The 20,164-nt window shown below is 47.1% G+C and carries 10 protein-coding genes; 8 read left to right on the top strand and 2 right to left on the bottom strand.

Annotated elements, in window-relative coordinates:
• The first annotated feature begins 86 nt into the window (after positions 1 to 86).
• The 5 genes from IM638_04335 to IM638_04315 all read left to right on the top strand — a co-directional run bounded on the left by IM638_04335 (position 87) and on the right by IM638_04315 (position 11,014).
• A complete protein-coding gene (locus IM638_04335; protein MCA6362240.1) occupies positions 87 to 2,960 on the top strand; it encodes a histidine kinase in 2,874 nt (957 codons plus the stop codon).
• Positions 2,932 to 3,657: a response regulator transcription factor gene (locus IM638_04330; GenBank protein MCA6362239.1), complete on the top strand. Its 726-nt coding sequence runs from the start codon at positions 2,932 to 2,934 to the stop codon at positions 3,655 to 3,657. Before IM638_04335 ends, IM638_04330 begins: the two co-directional genes overlap by 29 nt.
• Positions 3,658 to 3,953: 296 nt before the next feature.
• Positions 3,954 to 6,950 (top strand): T9SS type A sorting domain-containing protein, encoded by a 2,997-nt coding sequence (locus IM638_04325; protein ID MCA6362238.1) that lies wholly within the window; start codon positions 3,954 to 3,956, stop codon positions 6,948 to 6,950.
• Positions 6,951 to 7,077: 127 nt separating this feature from the next.
• Entirely contained in the window at positions 7,078 to 10,140 is a 3,063-nt protein-coding gene (locus tag IM638_04320; GenBank protein ID MCA6362237.1) for a T9SS type A sorting domain-containing protein, read from the top strand.
• A 280-nt stretch (positions 10,141 to 10,420) separates the two neighbouring features.
• On the top strand, positions 10,421 to 11,014 hold the full coding sequence (locus IM638_04315) for a hypothetical protein (protein MCA6362236.1): 594 nt from the start codon (positions 10,421 to 10,423) through the stop codon (positions 11,012 to 11,014).
• A gap of 98 nt (positions 11,015 to 11,112) precedes the next feature.
• On the opposite strand, the gene IM638_04310 is transcribed toward IM638_04315, so the two are convergent.
• Together IM638_04310 and recJ are read right to left on the bottom strand one after the other, a co-directional pair.
• Positions 11,113 to 11,856, bottom strand: a complete 744-nt coding sequence (locus tag IM638_04310) for a YfiR family protein (protein MCA6362235.1) — start codon at positions 11,854 to 11,856, stop codon at positions 11,113 to 11,115.
• Positions 11,857 to 12,065: 209 nt separating this feature from the next.
• Positions 12,066 to 13,772: a single-stranded-DNA-specific exonuclease RecJ gene (gene recJ, locus IM638_04305; protein MCA6362234.1), complete on the bottom strand. Its 1,707-nt coding sequence runs from the start codon at positions 13,770 to 13,772 to the stop codon at positions 12,066 to 12,068.
• A gap of 102 nt (positions 13,773 to 13,874) precedes the next feature.
• On the opposite strand from recJ, the gene IM638_04300 reads away from it, so the two are divergent.
• From IM638_04300 to IM638_04290, 3 genes are read left to right on the top strand one after another with little or no spacing between them, the layout of a single operon-like run.
• Complete coding sequence (locus IM638_04300) at positions 13,875 to 15,980, top strand: CotH kinase family protein (protein ID MCA6362233.1); 2,106 nt, start codon at positions 13,875 to 13,877, stop codon at positions 15,978 to 15,980.
• On the top strand, positions 15,977 to 18,070 hold the full coding sequence (locus IM638_04295) for a CotH kinase family protein (GenBank protein ID MCA6362232.1): 2,094 nt from the start codon (positions 15,977 to 15,979) through the stop codon (positions 18,068 to 18,070). The genes IM638_04300 and IM638_04295 overlap by 4 nt, the downstream gene beginning before the upstream one ends.
• Entirely contained in the window at positions 18,067 to 20,133 is a 2,067-nt protein-coding gene (locus IM638_04290; GenBank protein MCA6362231.1) for a CotH kinase family protein, read from the top strand. The genes IM638_04295 and IM638_04290 overlap by 4 nt, the downstream gene beginning before the upstream one ends.
• Positions 20,134 to 20,164 lie beyond the last annotated feature (31 nt).

Here is a 20,164-nt window from a genome sequence, read left to right as displayed (position 1 = left end):
AACCAGAAGCTCTTTTTATGCCCCGTATATTTCTGTTATTTCTGCTTTTTACAGTAACCAGACTTTACGCATATCAACCTGCAACTGTGAGATACGATATGCGGAACGGACTTCCGTCAAACGAAGTGTATGACGTATTGAAAGATCGTACCGGATTGCTTTGGTTTGCTACCGACAGAGGTGTTGCCTGTTATGACGGTTACCAGTTTGATGTATATACCGTGGCCGATGGCTTAACTGATAATACGGTTTTTCAGTTGCGCGAAGATTGGGAAGGTAAGATATGGATGGTTACACTTAACGGCCGCTTATGCTACATGCAAAACCGAACCGTGTATGAATATAAATTTAACCGGCAGCTTTCTAATTTCCTGAGAGGGTCCGAAATCATTCTCACTTTTCACGTAAACAGGGACGGGTCAATTGATATTGGTTTTCTTTCGTCGGGCATTATCCATGTTTCGGTATCCGGCATTATTTCCAGATGGAGAGGTGTACATGCTGAAGCCGATCAGGTTTTACACATGGAAAAAAACAGAGAAGGCCAGGTAATGATTGGGATTAAAGATTTATACACTGATCAGTCGAAAACGACAAATTGTAAAATTGTTTCACGTGTGAATGGCAAGGACCGGATTTTGTCAGTTGGAATTACTTTCAATTTCAGCAGACGAGTAGATGTATTGAAACGCAGAGATGGGAATGTGATGCTCATTTATCGTACTAAAGTATTGAAGTTTGAAGAAGGGGTGGGCTCCTTTTGCAGGTATGCAGAAGAGCCAATTTGTTTGTTTGAAGACAGCAAAGGTGGTTTCTGGACGGGTGCCAAGGAAGGCGTGTATTATCACAGGCCGGGAATGGCGCTTCACGAAACGCCTGAGTATTGGCTGAAGGGAGAGTCTGTAATATCAGTTGGACAAGATCACGAAGGCGGTTTCTGGTTATGCACACAGAATACGGGTATTCTGTATTTGCCCGATGTGGATATTAAAGTGTGTGAAAGACGTGCTTTATCGGCAATGGTTTTTCCGTTGATGACATTTTATCATGATGTATTGTATTATGTGGACGAACAGAACAACCTGGTGTACGATAATGGAAAGGAGATCAGTAATGTATGTGAACTGTCGGGTACAGGTAATCAGCTTCTGGCTGACGAAACGCACAACCGGATTTTGTTTTGCTCATTCATCGGGTTGAGTGAGATTGAGATGAGCAGCCGGGATGTGAAGCAGAAGTATTTGAACCTGGGCAATTTTCTTGGGGCTTTGCCTGTGACTGATACCTCTATTTATGTCATTAGCTCGTGGAGTGCTGCCCTTAACCAGCCGGCTGCATTGAGTCGTTTTCATTGGAGAGATGGTGTGCGCATACGCCCTACGGATATGTGTGTTGACTCATCGGGCCGGCATTGGATTGCCTCGATTACCGGATTGCTTTTACGGAAGGGAGATAGTTTATTTTCCGAAAATCATCGTGATGAAAGATTGAATGTGCGCATTAATTCGATTGCCGTTTTGCCCGACGGGAGACGTGTGATGGCAACACTGGGTAAAGGAATTCTTATTGATGACTCGGAGGAAATTATTTCAGTTGGATTAAAAGAAGGTTTACCCTCGATGCTGGTGCATACGGTGATGGTTGACGATAAAGGGCTGATCTGGGCAGGCACATCAAAGGGGATTTGTGCAATACATGTAATGGGGAAATCAGTGCATGTGTTTCCATATACACTTTTCAATCTGTTTGCGCCGCCCGGCAAGCAATGGCCCATGGTATCGAAAGGGGCATTTGTGTTGAAAGGGTGGCAGGATATTATTCGTTGCAGTACCAGCAGCCTTTCGAAAAAACTTCCACCGCCTCCTGTGCTCATCAGAAAAATAGTTGTGAATGATTCAACGATTTTTGCACAAACTGAAAATGGCTTCGGGCCTGATCAGGTAAATATCAAAATCAGTTTTGCAGGTTTGTCCTATCGTTTGGGCGGGAATGTGCGTTATCGTTACAGGCTTAAACCTTCTGACGAATGGATTTATACCAACTCGCACGAACTTACTTTTCCGTTTTTGTCGCACGGGCAATACAAGTTTGAAGTGTATGCGCAGAATGAAAACGGGGTCTGGAGCGATATGCCGGCTGTGTTTTCTTTTACCATTCACCCGCCATTCTGGCGCACGTGGTGGTTTATCGTGTTAACAGGGGTAAGTTTCATTTTGCTCACATTTCTGCTGGTGCGCTTTCAGATAAACCGTATCCGGCGCAGGAATAAACTTCGCGTGCAGGTGCTGGAATTCCGGCAGCAGGTACTTGCTGCGCAAATGAATCCGCATTTTATTTTCAATGCACTCAATACCATTCAAAGTAATGTGCTTAACTCCAATCAAACCGAAGCCCTGCAAACCATAAGTCGTTTTGCCAAACTCATGCGCAGCAATTTCGAAAGCGTATCGAGCGGCTGGATTAGTTTGCATGAAGAACTTGAGTCGCTGGCTCTTTATCTGGAAATTGAAAAGACACGGTTTCACAATCGCTTTGATTTTGAAATTGTAAAGGATCCTGATATCGATTTACAGCTTATTCAGGTGCCTCCGCTTTTACTGCAGCCAATTGCCGAAAATGCGGTTCGCCACGGCATAATCGGAATCAGTCATAAAGGACTTATCACCATATCGCTTCACAAAGAACGCGCGTGGCTTCGGATAATTATTGAAGACAATGGTGTGGGGCGCGAAGCCTCAAAACATCGAAGGGAAATTAATCATCAGTCGGCAGGCAGCGGAATTACAGCCGAGCGACTGAAGACGCTATGTAATCTTACATCTGTTCCGTACTATTTCGAAACGGAGGATTTGACGGATGAACATAAGCAGCCGGCCGGCACGCGTGTGTATATGAATGTGCCATTTTCAAAATCGGATAATGAACAGCGCAATGAAAGCAATCAGGGCAATACTCATTGATGATGAACCGGACGCAATTTCCGGTATGCAGCAACTGCTAAAAATAGCTTGTCCCGAAATACAGGTTTGCGGCACAGCCACCAATGCACTTCAGGCAATAAGCCTTGTAAAAACCGAGCAGCCCGATGTTGTTTTCCTCGATGTGGAAATGCCGGTTGCGAATGGTTTTGAGCTGCTTGAGCATATTCGGTTACCACAGACACAGGTTGTTTTTGTTACCGCACATCCGAGTTATTCCATACGCGCCTTGCGCGAGTCGGTTGACGATTATTTGCTGAAGCCGGTTGCTATTGATGAGTTAAGGGGAGCAGTTGATCGTATAATTGTTCGAATGAATACTGTGAAAACAGCATTGCCGGGCGAGTCGTTCCGGGTGAAAATTATTACCAACTCAGAAGTTCGTTTTTATCCCCCTGCAGAAATTATCTGTATTAAAGCCGACGGGCGTTATTCGGAAGTTGTGTTGCGCAATCAGCGCCCGGTAGTGGTAACCCGAAACATCGGCGAGTTTGAGCAGGAGTTGCAGCCGTATGGCTTTTTCCGCATTCACAAATCATGGCTTGTAAATATTAATGAAGTCGTACGCATTTTACAAACCGATGGCGGATTTGTAGAATTGAACAATGGTATGCACATAGAAATTTCGCGCCGGAAGAAACTTGAATTTATGGAGTTTATGAAGCGCGGTGGCCGTTAATTACAAGTTTATTGCCGTTGGTTACACGCAGTGCCGGTTTCGTTACACCCACAGCTTCCCGCAGCATGCAAGCAGGATATTTGCGTCTAACGGAAATGACGCCAGCACCCATTTTGCGAATTCATCCCCATTCGCAATTGCCTTTTATTTTCACATCCTCCCGGTGATGATAGCTGTTGGCAGTTTTCTGTTAATGCGCATAAATAGCCAATCCCCGCTTATGTGTGTAACGTTCAAAAACCAACAACGCTATGAAACAACTTGTAAATCGCTTTTTCCAAAAATTGCATGGATTTATGCCTGCATTCGCTATTCTCGCCATCTGCTCGGTGTTGAATTGTATCGGATTGCAAGCACAAAATCAGTATCAGCAATGGGCATTCGGGAGTGGCGCGAGTAATGTAAACAATACAAACGGTCCGCTTCCCACTAATCCCTTAATATCCACTACTGAATCTGCAGCATCATGGTGTAACAATGCCGGTAATTTGTGGTTTTATACAAACGGGAGAGATATTTACAATACACAGATTCCTGCCGGGCCTTTAAATCCCGGTTTGGGCTGGTTCGATGGAAATCCTAATAATACAAGTGCAATTCAAGGTGCACTTATCGTTCCCGGGTATCAGGGTGCCGCAGACAGGTTTCATATCTTTACCGTATCCGACCGAGGTAGTATTAATACAGGATTGGTTTGGGATTGTTATGATGCAACTAGCCATACATCATGTGGGGGAACCTCGCTAGGTTTTGTGCCGAATTATAAAGGGTCGTTTACCACAGAGGGGCTTACAGCAGCCCGTCATGCCAACGGTACGGATTTTTGGGTGATTGTAAAGCCTGTAATTTTCACACCGGGTACACCTGGGGCGCTCATTGGTTCCTCGCACCCTACAAATCCTGTTCCGGGCGGTACCAACTCAAGTGTATATGCCTATCTGGTTACCGCAAACGGACCAAGCGCCACACCTGTTGTGAGCAACGCAGGCTTTGCTTCGGATTTTATGGGGGGCGTTAATCTTCAACAGGAAATTAGATGTTCTCCTGATGGGAGATTAGTAGCGATCACAAACCGGATCAGCCCTACTTCAGGCGATATTAAGCTTTACAGTTTTGATAATGCTACAGGCCAGATGCAATTTATTCAAACTTTGCCTATGCCATCCGGTTATAGTCCGTGGAGTATTTCCTTTAGTCCCAACTCAAGGGTATTTTATGCCACAGGACTAATTAATGCAAGTGATGGTGAGGTTTTGCGTCAGTTTGACTTAGGTAATTTGCTTTGTGCATTAGGAACACCGGTTCCGTTTTGTGATTATTATACAACATCTCCCTTCCCGGAGACTATGTATTCAAAGTTGCAATTAACTCCTGAAGGACGAATTATTCGTACTCGAAAAGGCTCCGACAACATTGATGTACTTAACAATCCGAATGCTGCAGGCTGTAATTTTATGGGCTATCAGGATAACTGGATTGATATTTCGTTTTCGGCTGCAAATGCACATAATTCACTGCCCAACAATATTGACGCATTTAACATCCAGCAATCCACATCTGCAATAACCGAATGGCCCAAAACAACCACAAATACCAATACGGCCGATAAAGCCATAGCGGTTGATGTTGATCCCTTCAATGATGTGTATTCAGCAGGCGAATTTAAACTTAACACCACCTTCGACAATCTGACAATTACCGGAATGACGGGATCGTCAACAAGCATGTATCTTACAAAGTACGATAACTGTTCGGGACTTGAATGGGTAGCTAAAGGTGTGCCGCTAACACCCAATGGTACATTAAGCACCACCTCAATGAGTATTGGCTCGTCTTTGGGGCATGTAATGGTTACCGGCCGGTACAGCGGACAAATTGTTTTTTCATCGGCAGTAACACCGTCTTCCACTTCCGTTTGTTCTTCTTCAATGACCATAAATGGCGCAGGTATTTATATTGCGGTGTATGATTACAATGGCTGTTTGCTGAATGTTCAAACAATAGCGAACAATCCGACCTACACTCACGTATCCTCGCACATCACTCAGGCACGCGTATCCATGCCAACCGGTTCGCAGAATCGCGTATATGTAGCGGTAAATGAAACCACCACTACTTCAGATAAAGTACAGGTGTTTGCATTTGTGGTAAATGCAGCTGCGTCATTTTCGGGCGCATGGGTTGCTCCGGTACGTTCTACTGCTATAGCTGTAGTAAACGATATTGGCAGTTTTCAAAATACTGTAGCGCTTACCGGAACATTTCAGGGAAATGTTGCATGGAATACCTCACCGCCTTTTGCCACCGGTGCATCAGGTGTAAACGAAGCATTTATAATCGGGCTTAGCGATGTAAATTCCGTGCCCTCATTGCCCAATGTGATTACACAATTTACAAAAGGCTTTGAACCGGCATTAAATGCATCAACTTCTGCAGGAACAGGTGTGGCAGTATATTCACTTACTGATATTTTTCTTACGGGTACCTATACCAATACAGCAACAAATGTATTTGGTATAGGCCCTTCCATACCTGCAAACGGGCCATTTTCCAGCGCTTATGCCGTGCGTATCAATAGTGCAAATTCGGTTGTGAACTGGGCAAGATACATTCAGAGTGATGGTTATACACAAGGAGTAGATGTGGCATTCAACAACAGTAACATCTACCTTACCGGTTTGTGGGAGGGGACAACATTTAAGGTTCAAGGTACCATTATGCCTACAACCGTTCCGCTAAAGCTGCACATGTATGTGCTTAATATAAGATTAAACGGCGTGATTAATTCTGTTACCAACTGGCGCAACCATTCATACACTACCAATGATCTTACTGATTATATACGACCTGCGCGTATAGCAGTTAATCTTGATTACGTTTATGTGAATGGTGCTTACAAAGGCACAGCCCAAATGGAAAACGACATTGCAGCCAACTCGCCGCTCACTTCCACAGCCAATACGTTTAACAGTTTTGTGTGGCGCTACCGCACAGTTGGAGGCCTTTCACTTCGTGAAGCGGAGACCGATGAACCTGCCATTGAAACTGTGCTAACACCAACTCCCGCTGTGTTCCCCAATCCTGCACAGCATACAGTTAATATTGCTTTTGGTGACGAATCTGGGGGAATTGCAACAATAGAAGTGTACAATACATCGGGTCAACTCATTTACACAGAAACTACTAATTCAAACAATTCACAGCTCGGTGTGGCCGAGTGGCCTGCCGGTATTTACCTGCTGCGTATAGAACGAAACGGAACTGTATTTACCGAGAAATTCATACGCGAATAGCAGAATGGCGAAAAATGTGCTTTTGCTAACGCATTTCATTGATTCAGCATTTTTATTCCAGCTATCCATACACTCCATAATGTATGGATAGCTGGATAATGAGTAGAAAAAATAAATTCACCGACACATGAAAACATTTTGCAAAAACAATCAGCCTGAATATTATAGATTGCCCATTCTGCTCTTCCTGTTGGGATTGATGTGTATTATCCCCAATCAAAATGTAGTTGCTCAGCAATACAACCAATGGGCATTTGGCAGTCAGGCCGGGTATAATTTCAATGCCCCGTCGGGGCCACTTGCCGTAACTCCAGGAATCAATACGTTGATGAGTGCCGCTTCATGGTGTGATGCAACGGGTAATTTGTGGTTTTACACAGATGGAGAGAATATTACTAACGTGCAAAATTCAATTAGCACTACAGGGTGTCTTCAGGGAAATCCGAATAACACCAGTGCCATTCAGGGCGTATTAATCCTTCCAAGAACAACAGGTATGGTACCTTCGTTTCGTATTTTTACCGTGTCTGACAGAGGGAGTTCATCTTCCACCAATATAACGAATAACGGGCTGGTTTACCATGACTATTTCCCCAATACGGGTGGATGTACTGCCGGAATAGGAATGGGTTCTTCGGTGGGGACTTTCGGATCACACACAACAGAGGGTATTACGGCGGTTCGTCATGCCAATGGTGTTGATTTCTGGGTAATTGTAAAACCTGTAATTGTACCGTCAGGAGCACCGGCTTCCATCATTAATCCGGTTCCGGCGTTCAATAATCCGGCCGGTGCAACCAACAGTAGCATATATGCCTATCAGTGTTCACCCCTATTAGTGAGTGCCACACCAGTAATCAGCGATGCTGGGTTTGAATCGGATTATGTGACAGGAAATAATTTTGTTCAGGAAATCAGATGCTCACCTGATGGGAAATATATAGCGATAACAAACCGGACCGATGCTGCTAATGGCAAGGTATGGCTTTATACATTCAATAATGCCACAGGACAGCTTTCGCTGTTGGCCGTACTGGATATGGCAGCCGGATATTCTCCGTGGAGTATATCTTTCAGCCCGAACTCAAGTATTCTTTATGCCACAGGTGTAAGACCCGCTACATCCAGCCAGTTGGCTGATGAGGTGTTGATGCAATTTTCGCTAGGATCGCCCGGGTGTAATTTTGGGCTTAGTTATTCGGTCTGTGAATATCATACAACGGTTCCGTTTGCAACTTCTTCCAAGCTATCAAAGCTTCAGCTTACACCCGATAACCGCATTGTGCGCACCCGCAGAGGCGAACAATTTATTGATGTAATCCAAAATCCGAATCAAATTGGCTGTGCTAACATCGGCTATCAACCCATGTCAATTCAAATATCAAATTCCATAGCTACTGATGCACATGCATCACTGCCCAACAATATTGACGCATTTACAACATCACCCACGTTTACCGCAACTATTTCCGAATGGCCTAAAACCACACTCAACACGCTTGCCAACGACCGAAGTACAATGGTAGATATTGATGGGAATAATGATGTGTACTCGGCCGGAGAATACAAGCAAGGCACCACATTTGAGAATATTGCAATTACCGGTATGCCACTTGGCAGTGTGTATCTCACCAAATATGATAATTGCAGCGGTCTTGAATGGGTAGCCAGAGCAGTTCCCGTCACGCCAAACGGCTCAATCACCTGTACATCAATGAACGTAGGTACATCGTCAGGTTTTGTGATGCTTACCGGTCGTTACAGTGGGCAAATTACTTTTTATTCAGGTTTGAGCTCGCCCGCAACTTCAGTATGTACATCAACGAATACGATAAGTGGTGCTGGAATTTACATAGCCGTTTATGATTACACCGGATGCCTTAAAAATGTACTCACTATACCCAACGATGCAACCTATACACACGCCTCCTCGCACATTACACAGTCGAGAGTATCCACCCCCAGCGGTAGTCAGAACCGGGTTTATGTGGCGGTGAATGAAACAACCAGTACACAAAACAAGGTTCGGATTTTTTCTTATGTAGTGAATGGTTCCGGCGCATTTGCAAGTGTATGGATTGTTCCATTGCGTTCAACCGGATCGGCCGTTGTGAATGATATAGGTAGTTTCAAAAGTACGATTTCAGTAACTGGTGCTTTCGACAAGGATATTTACTGGAATACCTCAACCACGCCATTTGGTTCGGGCAATGTGGGCGTGAACGAGGCTTTTGTGGCCACGATGAGTGATGTGAATAATCTTTCAGCTCCGAGTATTTTCCCTTCCCAAACCAAAGATTTGTATCCATCCGCAGTTTCAGCCGTATCATCAGGCACCGGTGTCACAGTATTAACACTCAATGAGATCGTGTTAACCGGCACCTACATTTCCACAACGAATAATTCATTTTCAACGGGTAAGTTAATATCGGGTAATGCCTCGTTTTCGAGTGCATACGGCATACTGATAAGCAATTCTGCTCCGGCCAGTAATTGGGCGCGCTATTTTCAGTGTGACGGTAATACGCGTGGAGTAGATGTTGCGTATAATGGTTTCGATTTGTTTTTCACTGGATTTTGGGAAGGATCCAACTTCTATATTCAGAGTAGTCCGTTCGCCACCACAGTTCCGAATAATCCGCACATGTACTTGGCTCAGATTCGGGTGAATGGAGTGTACAATGCACCATCAAACTGGCGCAACCATTCTTATGTCAACAACAGTGCGAGCGATTTTGTAGCACCGGCACGGGTTGCGGCAAATTCGGATTATGTGTATGTAAGTGGTTCTTACAAAGGCACAGTCCAAATGGAAAACGATATTGCAGCCAACTCGCCGCTCACTTCCACAGCCAATACGTTTAACAGTTTTGTGTGGCGCTACCGCACAGTTGGAGGACTTTCACTTCGTGAAGCGGAGACCGATGAACCTGCCATTGAAACTGTGCTAACACCAACTCCCGCTGTGTTCCCCAATCCTGCACAGCATACAGTTAATGTAGTATTCGACTCGGAAACCGAAGCAACAGTGCGCATCGACGTGTACAATACATCCGGTCAGCTTGTGTACAGCGATGTTTCAGCTGCAAACCGCTCCGTACTGAATGTGGCCGGGTGGCCTGCCGGTATTTACCTGCTGCGTATAGAACGAAACGGAACTGTATTTACCGAGAAATTCATACGCGAATAGCAGAATGGCATTTGCCTGATTGAGTAGGGTTTAAGTACTTCTCTCCAAAGGGGGGAAGTACTTTCTTCTTCAACTAATTTCTTCTCCTTCAATTATGATTGTTTACGGTTGGAATTCCTTTACACTTTTCAAAGCACCCATTCATCAGTTTCCGTTCGGACAAAACTTTACACATGATGTGGAAGTAGAGATACGGCAGAAATATTTTCACCTTTTCTGGATCCCGTTTTTCAGTATTGGAAAAGTGTGGGCGCTGAAGCAAAACGGACAGCTTTACGAAATGTCGCCGCAGGTAAAAAGCTGGCTTGAGCAATATGGAGTAAAGCCTAAAACACCATGGTATTCTTTTACCGGACTGATGCTGGTGGGTGCCGCGCTGGTAGGTTTTCTGATTTTTTCTGCGGTTGAAATCCGTAACCGAAATGCCGCAATGCAAGAGCTTTTGGCTGATTCGCCCGAATTAAATGAATACTTCAGTGAAGATGCGCAGGTTCCGGTGAGTGCGTACAGCTTAAAAGATGAGTTTCAGCACGCTCGCCCCGGCGACTTTCTGATGTTTACGGATAGCCGGCTGGCAATTATTACGGTGCAGGTAAATAGGTTAGAGCAAGATCAATACGTATTGCTTATTCCAGATCCGGTTGCAGCGGGAAGACCTGTGGAGGACGGAGGTCTGGTTGATTATTTTTCCGATTCAACCGCTGTAGTCAAAAAAGTGCGGATAGCGAAGCAGATAATTCTTGGCACGGTGCCTGCGTCTGCAAGTGATACCGCATTTAAAGGCGAGGTTATTGCTGAGTTTTCACATCTTACCCGATTTCCTGTGAAGGCCTGGCGGGTTGAGCGTTCTGCTTTGGAAAGCTACAGTGAATAATAAACGGTTTCATACGGCTTGTGCAGGGATGTTTGGTTGAATGAAAAAGAGACTGCAGGTGGTTGCCATACAGTCTCTTTTTTTGCTGATGTGACATCTTACTTATCTGCAAACTTGATCAGGTCCTGTGTAATTTTCAATCCGGCCTTATCAATGAGTGGCTGGTTGAGTGAATACTGAACCTTGGTGTCGTTGATGTAATAATTGATGTGGGAATTTGTATAGCCGGATACACCTTCTTCGGTAACGAGCAGTGTGGGGCTGGATTTTAAGCCTGTTTTTATTTTCTGGAAATTGCCAATCTGATCGTGCGCGATGTAGAGAATGTGACAGGGAGCAACGGCAGCAGCCGGATACTTTTTTACTTCAATGGGTTTTCCTCCGGCGGTTTTACCCTCGAGCGTTTTGCGGAGCTGGCTGTAAAATAAATTATCATCATCAACCACACCAATTACAATTTTGCCGGGCATAAAGTTGGCCGGCCAGATTACGTTTCGGGCAAATGAAAGCATGAAGACAGCTTTTTTGCCTGACTCTTCTTCTTTTGTGAGGCTGCTTTTTTTAACCGGCCCCGAGGCTTTTGGGCGGTTGGCATTGCGGCTTGCGATTAACTTTTGCTTTTCACTTTCAAGCAGGCTGTCGAGCTCTTTTACACTATCGGTGAGCAGCACAACCTGTTGTTGAAGTGTATCTATACGCAGGCGGTAATTCTGACTTATTTCGCGCTGCTGAGTAAGTTGCTGTTGTGTCTCATTGTATTTCTTTTTTGACACGCACGATGCGGCTGCTACGCCTATGCAAAGCAGGAACAACAAGTGCAAGCCGCGATTCAAATTCTTCATTCGGCAAATATATGCAAACCCAATGTGCCGTTTTGTTAAAATATGGTTACCCGTATGTCCGGTTATTCTCAGATGCCGGTGCAGTACCGTTTTTCTGATGCGGGATAGGTAAAGAATGGGTGTTTCTACCTGAAAAAAAGTGTCTCAAGCCCCCGTTTTTTACTTAAAACAATGTAACTAATCCATTGTTTCCCGGAAGTGCTTTTATTTCAGGCGGGGCGGATATCTTTTATGTTGAGCTGAAGAGAAACCGTATTGTTCCATGTATTTTCTTCAATACAATAACAAATATCGGCCTGATTGCCGCGTTGCAGGGTAGCTGTATGCTGGCCCAGCCCGAATCCGATGGCGGGGAAAATGCGGTTGGGCTGTGCGGGGTCAATGAGGTCGGCTTTGAGGTGATTGTTGCCCACCATGCGCGCCCAACCTCTGTCGGCCACGCTTTTTGCCAGAAATACCGGATTCATGTTGCCCGGTCCGAAGGGAGCAAACTGCCTGAGCAGGCGGATTGTTTTCGGGTCGATATCGTTGAGGGGGAGGGGTGCGTCGATGGTAATTTCCGGGATGAGCTGATCGGGCGTGATGGTGCGGCTTACTACTTCTTCGAAACGGGCGCGGAAAAGTTCTACGTTTTCGGTTTTTAATGTAAGGCCGGCGGCGTATTTATGTCCGCCAAACTGAATGAGCAGATCGGAGCAGGCCTCAATGGCTTCGTACACGTCAAAATCGCGCACGGAGCGGGCCGAGCCGGTTGCCACGCCATCAACCGCCGTAAGCACAATGGTAGGCCGGTAGTAGCGGTCGATGAGCCGCGAAGCCACAATGCCTACCACGCCTTTGTGCCAGTTGCTGTTGAACAGCACGGTTGATTTGCGGCCGGTCCACTCTGACTTCAGGTCAAGTTCCTCAAGTGCCTCGCGTGTAATCTGCACGTCGAGGTCTTTTCGTTCGGTGTTGTGGCGTTGAATGATTTCGGCTTCAGCTTCGGCTTGCGTGGTGTTGCCGGCCACAAGCAGTTCTACCGCTTTTGTACCGTGCTGCACTCGTCCGGCCGCATTAATGCGCGGCGCCAGCAAAAACACGAGGTCATTTACGGTGATGGCGCCCCGTGGCCTTGCCAGTTTAAGAATAGCCGCAAACCCCGGCCGGGGTGCAGCATTAATCCGCTCCAGCCCGAAGGTGGTAAGCGCGCGGTTTTCACCGGTTATGGGCACAATATCAGCCGCTATGCTCACCGCTACCAGATCGAGGTAGGGGGCCAGGGTATCCGCTGTGTGGCCGCGCTGCTGTTCGAGTGCCTGCACCAGCTTAAAGCCAATGCCGCAGCCCGTAAGCTCGTCGTAAGGATAATTACAGTCGCTGCGTTTCGGATCAAGCACGGCCACGGCAGCCGGCAGTGTGTGGCCGGGGCGGTGGTGATCGCAGATAATAAAATCAACGCGCAGCGAATTGGCAAACTCCACCTTATCCACCGCCTTAATACCGCAGTCGAGCGCCACAATAAGCGAATAGCCATGCGCAGCCGCATACTCAATGCCGGTAAACGAAATGCCGTAGCCCTCCTTGTACCGGTCGGGAATGTAAAAGCCGGCCTGCACACCGCGGCTTTGCAGGTAGCTCCACACCAGCGCCACAGCTGTGGTACCGTCCACGTCATAATCGCCATACACCAGAATTTTTTCGCCGGCAGCAATGGCGCGTTCAATGCGATCCACCGCTTTATCCATGTCGCACATTAAAAACGGATTGTGTAAATCGGTGAGTGCGGGGCGGAAAAAACGGCGGGCTTCCTCAAACGTGTGAATGCCGCGCTGCACCAGCAAACGCGCAATTAACGGCGGCACACCCAGATCAATGCTGAGCAGGTGCGCCTGCGCAGGATTCGGATGCGGCAAAAGAGTCCACCGGTTGTTCACGGCGTGAAATTACGCACAACTCCCCCCTTTTGATTCTTTACCCGCGTCTAACATTCTGATCTGTCGCATAATAATTTCTTAACTTAGTTCCAGTTACCGCCTATGTACAAAACACTACTTACTACTTCGCTCGCTTTAACCGTTGTTGCATCGCTTGGTGCACAAACGTTCACAGGAACCGGTGGAGCCATTTCCGACAACCTGGATACCACTTACTTCATTATCCCCGTATCAGGTCTCACACCGGCTGTCATCAACAGCAGCTTCGGTCTCGAACAGGTATGTATTGATCTCACACATACGAAAGACCGCGACCTCGATATTTACGTCGAATCGCCCGATGGCACAATCGTAGAACTCACCACCGATAATGGTGATCTGGATGATGATTACACCAACACCTGCTTCCGTTGGGATGTGCAGAATCTTATCATCAACGGCACAGCACCCTTTACCGGTTCGTTTAAACCGGAGGGCAATATGCCCATGCTCAACAACGGACAAAACGGCAACGGCAACTGGCGCCTTCGCATTTACGACGACAACAACACGGGGAACAATACCGGAACCCTCATCAGCTGGAGTGTCACATTCAGCAGCACACCCGCTGCCAATCTCAATTTCACTTCCTCCAATTTACCTATCGTAATTATCAATACCGGAAACCAGACCATTCCCGACGATCCGAAAATAATGGTGGATATGGGGATTATCTGGAATGCAAACAATGCCCGCAATTACATGACTGATCCGCTTAACCATTACAACGGGAAAGCAGGAATTGAAGTGCGCGGATCAAGTTCGCAGATGTTTCCCAAAAAAGGTTTCGGACTTGAATTGTGGGATGTAAACGGAAACGAAATTGATTCGTCGATATTGGGAATGCCCAAGGAAAGCGACTGGATTCTGAGTGCCAGTTATTCGGATAAATCACTCATGAACAATGTACTTTCCTATCATCTGGCGGGGCAAATGGGCTGGTATGCGCCACGCACGGTATATGTGGAACTTGTAATTGACGGGCAATATCAGGGTGTGTATGTGATGATGGAAAAAATAAAACGCGATAATAACCGGGTGGATATTGCCAATTTGCAGGTAACCGATATTTCGGGGCCGGAGCTTACAGGGGGATATATTATTAAAGTGGATAAAGGCACCGGTAACGGTGGCGGCGGCTGGACATCAAACTATGCGCCTGATGTGGCGCCCAACGGGCAAACCATTTTCTTTCAGTACGAATATCCGGCCGATGATGTAATTGTGCCGCAGCAGGAAGCCTACATTCAGGCGTATGTGGATAGTTTTGAAACTGCGCTGAACGGCGCCAGTTTTGCCGATCCGCTTACGGGTTATGCAAAGTATATTGATGTGAATTCGTTTGTGGATTATTTTCTGCTCAATGAAATAAGCCGCAATGTGGATGGCTACCGGCTGAGTACATATCTCTACAAAGAGAAAATAACGGCAGGGAACAAATTGTTTATCGGCCCGGCATGGGATTATGATATTGCCTGGGGCAATGCCGACTATTGCAGCGGCAGCGATACTACAGGCTGGGCTTATCAGTTCGGGCAGGTGTGCAGCGGCGATTACTGGCAGGTGCCTTTCTGGTGGACGCGGCTCATGCAGGATCCGGCGTTTCGCGACAAAGTGCGCTGCCGCTGGGAAGAACTCAAAACCACCACACTCAGCGAAACCTACCTGCACAACTGGTGCGATACTACCGCCGCGTGGCTCAATGAAGGGCAGCAGCGCAATTTCCAGCAATGGCCTATACTTGGCACATATGTGTGGCCCAATCCTTCGCCGCAGCCCGCAACCTATCAGGGCGAAGTGGATGAACTCAAGCAGTGGATTACCGCACGCCGTAACTGGATGGATGCCAACATGCCCGGTACACTCGCCGGCTGCAATCCGCTTTCAGTACACAACACATCATCCGCGGCTTCGATGCTGGTGTATCCGAATCCGGCCAATGGCTTTTCCACAGCCACATTCACCCTGCCTGCTGCTGATCGTGTGCAAATAACCGTGTGTGATATTGCCGGCCGTGAAGTAATGCAGCCGCAGGTATTACAGGCTTTTGAAGGATCCAATTCCGTTACGCTTAATCTCGCCGCACTTGCACCCGGTAATTATTTCATCCGCATAAACGGCACACACACCTCGCTTCACACACCATTACTAATCAATACTCCGCAATGAAACTAAAACTGATTGCATTGCTGGCGTTGCTCACGCTGGCGGGCAGCACACGGGCTCAAACGTTTTCAGTCACACTCAATCAAACCATTAACGATTTCGCCACCACCGATTACCCGCTCACCGTGAGCGGACTTTCGCCCGCAACCATTGATACACTTACGTTCGGCCTTGAAACCGTATGTATCGACCTCACGCATACGTGGAATGCCGATCTCGACATTTTTCTCATTGCGCCCGATGGCACTACTGCCATGCTGGTTGCGGGACAGGGCGGATCAGACGACAACTACACAAACACCTGTTTCAATGTGTACACGGTGCAATCCATTACACAAGGCACGGCGCCATTTACCGGCACATTTAAACCAATGGGGCAGATGGGCCGCGTAAACAATGGCCAGAACGGAAATGGCACCTGGACACTCCGCATCACCGATACGTATCCGGCCGACAACGGCACGCTCATCAGCTGGAGCATGACATTCGGAAATAATCCCGCCAACTTCTTTTCAATCACCGAATCAAACCTGCCCATTTTTGTCATCAACACCAATTCACAGGCCATCCCCGACGAACCAAAGATTATGGCTGATATGGGCGTAATCTGGAACGGCGATGGTAACCGCAATTACCTGAATAATCCGTTTAACCACTACAACGGAAAAGTGGGCATTGAAACACGCGGAGCCAGTTCGGGCGGTTTCCCGAAAAAGTCGTACGATATTGAGCTGCGCGATGTAAACGGAAACGATATCGACAGCGCACTCTGCGGCTTTCCGAAAGAAGCAGATTTTGTGCTAAGCGCGCAGTACACTGATAAAACGCTCATGCGCGGTATGCTCACGTTTCACATTTTTAACCAGATGGGCTGGTATGCGCCGCGCTGCAAACCGGTTGAACTCATCATCAACGGCGAGTACCTGGGCGTTTACATCCTCATGGAAAAAGTGAAACGTGATGGCGACCGGATAGACATTTCAAAACTGCAGCCTACCGACATCAGCGGCGACCAGCTTACCGGCGGATACATTCTCAAACTCGATAAAAATTCGGGCAGCAGCGATCCGGGCTGGAATTCAAACTACATGCCCTGGCCCGCCGGCGATTCTATTTACATCAATTACTATTATCCCGATGGCGCCGACATTGTACCCCAGCAGGAAGCCTATATCCGCGCGTATGTGGATAGTTTTGAAACCGCGCTGATAGGCCCCGGATTTATGAATATGCAAACGGGTTATCGCAAATACGCAGATATAAATTCATGCGTGGATGCGTTTATCGTGCAGGAACTTTCGAAAAGTATTGATGCGTACCGCAAGAGTTTCTACATCTATAAAGACCGCGACAGTAAAGGCGGGAAGCTGGTAATGGCACCCATCTGGGATTACGACCTTACGTATGGGAACGTGGATTTTTGTAATGGACAGGATTACACCGGCTGGCAATATAACTTCAACTATGTATGCGGCGGCGATTACTGGCTCAATCCGTTCTGGTTTGAACGTATGACACAGGATTCCATCTTTATGCAGCAGGTGCGCTGCCGCTGGGAAGAACTTCGCGGCACAGTGCTCAGTCAGGCATATCTCAACAACTGGATTGATTCTACGGCTGCTTATATGAATGAATCGCAGGGCTGGAATTTTACCGTGTGGCCGATTATGGGTTCGTACGTGTGGCCCAACTATTACATTGGCCAGAATTATCAGGAGGAAGTGGATACGCTGAAATGGTGGACCAATGAACGCATGCTGTGGCTGGATAATAATTTGCCGGGTACTGTTGCGGGCTGCAATCCACTTTCGGTAAACAGCTCATCATCCGCCGGCTCACTGCTGTTGTATCCCAATCCGGCCAATGGTTTTTCCACGGCTACATTCACACTGCCTGCTGCCGACCGTGTGCAAATAACCGTATGCGATATTGCCGGCCGCGAAGTAGTACAGCCGGTTTCGCTTCAGGCTTTTGCCGGTGCCAATTCAGTTACGCTTAATCTTGCCACACTTGCACCAGGCAATTATTTCATCCGTATAAACGGTGAACACACCTCGCTTCATACACAACTGCTAATCAAGACGCCGCAATGAGACCAAAATGTATTGCTGCACTGCTGTTGATTATTCTGGCGAGCCTTGTTAAGGCTCAAACCTTTACCGCCAGCCCTAATCAAACCATAAACGATTACGCCACCACCGATTATCCGCTCACCGTGAGCGGGCTTTCACCGTCAACAATTGATACCTCCACATTCGGTCTCGAAACCGTGTGTATCGACCTCACGCATACCTGGAATGCCGACCTTGAAATTTACATTGTTGCGCCCGATGGTACTTCGGGCATGCTGGTGGCAGGTCAGGGCGGCTCAGACGATAATTACACAAACACCTGTTTCAATCAGAATACCACGCAAACCATTACGCAGGGCACTGCGCCCTTTACCGGCACGTTTAAACCAATGGGGCAGATGGGCCGCGTAAACAACGGCCAGAACGGAAACGGTACCTGGATGCTCCGCATTACCGATACCTATCCGGCTGATAACGGCACGCTCATAAGCTGGAGCATCACGTTCGGAAACAATCCCGCCGCCTATATTCCATTTGTTTCCTCCAACTTACCCATTATCGTAATCAATACAAACAGCCTGTCGATTTCAGATGAGCCTAAAATTATGGCCGATATGGGAGTGATCTGGAACGGAGCCGCGCGTAACTACATCACCGATCCTTTTAATCATTACAATGGAAAAATTGGCATTGAATTGCGCGGGGCAAGTTCGCAGGGTATGCCCAAAAAATCATACGGCATCGAACTTTGGGATGTAAACGGTAATGATATTGATTCGTCGATGTTTGGTATGCCCAAAGAAAGTGATTGGATTCTTGCGGCAAATTATGCCGATAAATCATTGCTGAACAATGCACTTTCCTACCAGCTTGCACGCGATATGGGCTGGTACGCACCCCGTACGCAGCACGTGGAACTTGTGCTCAATGGCGAGTACATGGGTAATTACCTGTTTATAGAAAAAGTAAAACGCGACAACGACAGAGTGGATATTGCCAAACTTCAGGTAACTGATATCGCTGGTGATGAACTCACCGGTGGGTATATCATTAAAGTGGACAGACAAAACTCGCCCGGTTGGACCAGCAGCTATCCGGGATCGACGGGCGGCTCGGTGTTTATTCAGTATGTATATCCGAATGGCGATGATATTGTGCCTCAGCAGCAAGCCTATATTCAAAGCTACGTGGATAGTTTTGAAACAGCGCTTGACGGTGCAAACTTTGCCGATCCGCTCACGGGTTATGCAAAGTATATTGATGTGAATTCATTTGTAGATTATTTCATCATCAATGAATTCAGCAAGAATGTAGATGGTTATCGGCTATCTACGTTTCTGTATAAACGAAAAGATTCAGACGGAGGCAAGCTGGTAATCGGCCCGGTGTGGGATTATGACCTGAGCTGGCATAACGCCGACTATTGTGGCGGCGATCAGATAAACGGGTGGGCTTACAATACTACGGTGCTTTGTCCTGGCGGTGAAGATGTGCCTACGTGGTGGGCGCGTCTGGTACAGGATACTGCTTTTGCAAACAAAGTGCAATGCCGCTGGCAGGAGCTCCGCCAAACAATTCTCAGTCAGCAACGACTATATAATTACTGCGATTCGATGGCGCTTTACCTGAACGAAAGCCAGCAGCGCAATTTTCAGGTATGGCCTATACTTGGCACTTATGTATGGCCTAATCCTTCGCCTATTCCGGCCGATTATGCCGGGGAAATTGCCGAACTTAAACTCTGGATTCAGCAGCGTGGCGTATGGCTCGATGGTAATTTGCCGGGTAATCCAAATTGTAACCTCACCGGTTTGCCCGATTATACTTCATTATCGGGCAATGTATTCCCCAATCCGTTTACACAGTCGCTCGGCTTTACATTGGGCCTCACGCCTTCGGCGCCGGTGCAAATCCAACTCATCAATACATTGGGACAAACGGTATATGCCACACAGCTTGCTCCGGTTTCTTCGGGTAGTATGTATCAGTTTACCGTGCCTGACGGAATGAGCGGGGGCGTGTATTTCCTGCGCATTTCAGCCGGAAATAATATCTGGACGCAGCAGGTGCTGAAGTCTGAATAGCATGTAAAATCATTGAAATAATAAATGCCGG

The organism is Bacteroidota bacterium, from assembly GCA_020402865.1.
Classification (GTDB): domain Bacteria; phylum Bacteroidota; class Bacteroidia; order Palsa-965; family Palsa-965.
This window is presented reverse-complemented; position numbering and strand designations above follow the sequence as displayed.

Excerpts from the sequence above, each read along its gene's own strand:
- IM638_04290 (MCA6362231.1), top strand. The coding sequence starts at position 18,067 with ATGAGACCAAAATGTATTGCTGCACTGCTGTTGATTATTCTGGCGAGC.
- IM638_04310 (MCA6362235.1), bottom strand. The coding sequence starts at position 11,856 with ATGAAGAATTTGAATCGCGGCTTGCACTTGTTGTTCCTGCTTTGCATA.
- IM638_04315 (MCA6362236.1), top strand. The coding sequence starts at position 10,421 with ATGTCGCCGCAGGTAAAAAGCTGGCTTGAGCAATATGGAGTAAAGCCT.
- IM638_04300 (MCA6362233.1), top strand. The coding sequence starts at position 13,875 with ATGTACAAAACACTACTTACTACTTCGCTCGCTTTAACCGTTGTTGCA.
- IM638_04330 (MCA6362239.1), top strand. The coding sequence starts at position 2,932 with ATGAAAGCAATCAGGGCAATACTCATTGATGATGAACCGGACGCAATT.
- IM638_04320 (MCA6362237.1), top strand. The coding sequence starts at position 7,078 with ATGAAAACATTTTGCAAAAACAATCAGCCTGAATATTATAGATTGCCC.
- IM638_04295 (MCA6362232.1), top strand. The coding sequence starts at position 15,977 with ATGAAACTAAAACTGATTGCATTGCTGGCGTTGCTCACGCTGGCGGGC.
- IM638_04325 (MCA6362238.1), top strand. The coding sequence starts at position 3,954 with ATGCCTGCATTCGCTATTCTCGCCATCTGCTCGGTGTTGAATTGTATC.